3 protein-coding genes and 1 pseudogene are annotated in these 1699 nt (G+C 37.8%); all 4 read left to right on the forward strand.

What is annotated here, in order from left to right; genetic code table 11:
• Nucleotides 1-471 (forward strand): phage tail tip fiber protein (locus tag H1X92_RS00150; RefSeq protein WP_180558309.1); only part of this gene is annotated, 471 nt, incomplete at its 5' end.
• Nucleotides 471-779 carry a hypothetical protein gene (locus tag H1X92_RS00155; protein WP_180558310.1) on the forward strand — a complete coding sequence of 103 codons (309 nt, stop codon included), beginning with the start codon at nucleotides 471-473 and terminating at the stop codon, nucleotides 777-779. The genes H1X92_RS00150 and H1X92_RS00155, both read left to right, overlap by 1 nt.
• Nucleotides 779-1387 carry a hypothetical protein gene (locus H1X92_RS00160; protein WP_180558311.1) on the forward strand — a complete coding sequence of 203 codons (609 nt, stop codon included), beginning with the start codon at nucleotides 779-781 and terminating at the stop codon, nucleotides 1385-1387. The genes H1X92_RS00155 and H1X92_RS00160 overlap by 1 nt, the downstream gene beginning before the upstream one ends.
• Nucleotides 1388-1398: 11 nt before the next feature.
• Nucleotides 1399-1699: pseudogene (locus tag H1X92_RS00165) on the forward strand (hypothetical protein); the annotation flags it as partial.

Genomic DNA, 1699 nt, shown 5'->3' on the forward strand with positions numbered 1-1699 from the left:
CTACAAGCTAAGTACGACATGAAAAAGGGTGAGGCTTCTGCAACTTGGACATCGTTAGTCAAGATTCACTATGACGGTGTGGATTATGACGCTGGCATGGTGATTGGGGCTGAGCTTAAAAACGGTAAAGTTAGTACACAGATAGGCTTTAGTGCGCAGACTTTCATTATTTACAATCCGGTTAATGGGGAAAAAGTTCCTATGTTTAGTATTCAGAATGGGCAAACTTTTATTAATGATGCGTTAATAAGTAAGGCAACCATTGAAAGTGTAGTAGTCGGTATGGAGATTCGTTCTAAAAATTACATTCCAGGGCGATCTGGATTTTATTGGAATATGCAAAATGGTCAAATGGAGAATATTGGCTCTGATAAACAAGGGAAGATGAAGCAAACCAATACCACAATTAGTATAGCTGATAATCAGGGACGCTTAAGAGTGCAAATTGGTAAAATAACGGGGGTTTTTTGATGTGGGGTTTTCGTACATGGGATGGAGCAGGACGAATAAATAATTCCGGCGTTATTCCGTTTTTAACGGCAGGAATAATAACAGTCAAGAAAAATCAAACCAATTTTAGCTACCATTATGATTTGCCGTCAGGCTATAAACTCGATTATACGATAATAGACGGAGGAGGAGATATCATATCCAATCTGGAGACAAAAAATACATTTGATATCAAAATCAACAATAATGAAGTGATAGGTTATCCTTCTTCATGGGGTATACCTTCTTCGACTGAAAAACAGATCTTAGTATTTTATAGGAGAAATTAATGTTCGGCGCTTTATTGACCGCCCCAGATGGAACCCCATGGATTCTCCCACAAAGTACTCCGCTTTGCCTTAAATCCATAGTCAATGATGTAAAAGATTTGCCAGGCTTGCCAGATGGCATATTGAGTTTGCGTTTCTTTCAATACGACCAGCAAAAAAAGTTGGCAAGATATTATCTTTTTACGAATGAAGAACAACAACCGCCTATTGGACAATGGGGTGTCAGTTTTTGGGATGAGAATGGGAAATGTATTGTACATACAAAAAGTAAGACACTAAATGTTAAGGGTTCTTTGCAAAACATAAGTAATGATAAAAAATATTGGCATATAAGAAGATATAAAGAAAAAATTAAAGGGAGTGTCGCTGTGTTAGATACGGTAGCGGGATATGGTTTTTTTTTAGTTAATCCTTATAATCCTGAAGGGAGCAATATATTTTTACCGATATACGTTTTCTATATACCCTATGCGTACAAGAACGGTAGCACAACTGAAATAGGCTATCGCTATGAAGGTGAAGATTTTAATTACAATGAGGTTCTCTCAGAGAGATTCACAGGCATTCATAGCCGAATAGTTTATATTGACACTGCTGAATACGATTAAGGGCGCCCTCAATGATATATAACACAGGCACAATTACAACCGTGTCAGGCTCTTCTATCGTCAAAGGCACAGGCACGAAATGGAATAGCAATAATCCACTAGTGTCACCTGGCATGTTAATGCTGATTAAAAACGGCGATATTAACTATCCTTACATGATATTGGCAGTTAACAGTGATACTGAATTAACGTTAGCAGACAAGCCAACATTCTCAGCTACCGACACAACATACACCATTAATCTCACTGAACCCAATAATAATTCTGATGCGGCAAGAGCACTAGTTGCAGCTAACACTTACATCCTTTACT

It is taken from the genome of Arsenophonus endosymbiont of Apis mellifera (assembly GCF_903968575.1).
Classification (GTDB): Bacteria; Pseudomonadota; Gammaproteobacteria; order Enterobacterales; family Enterobacteriaceae; genus Arsenophonus; species Arsenophonus apicola.

Excerpts from the sequence above, each read along its gene's own strand:
- H1X92_RS00160 (WP_180558311.1), top strand. The coding sequence starts at position 779 with ATGTTCGGCGCTTTATTGACCGCCCCAGATGGAACCCCATGGATTCTC.
- H1X92_RS00155 (WP_180558310.1), top strand. The coding sequence starts at position 471 with ATGTGGGGTTTTCGTACATGGGATGGAGCAGGACGAATAAATAATTCC.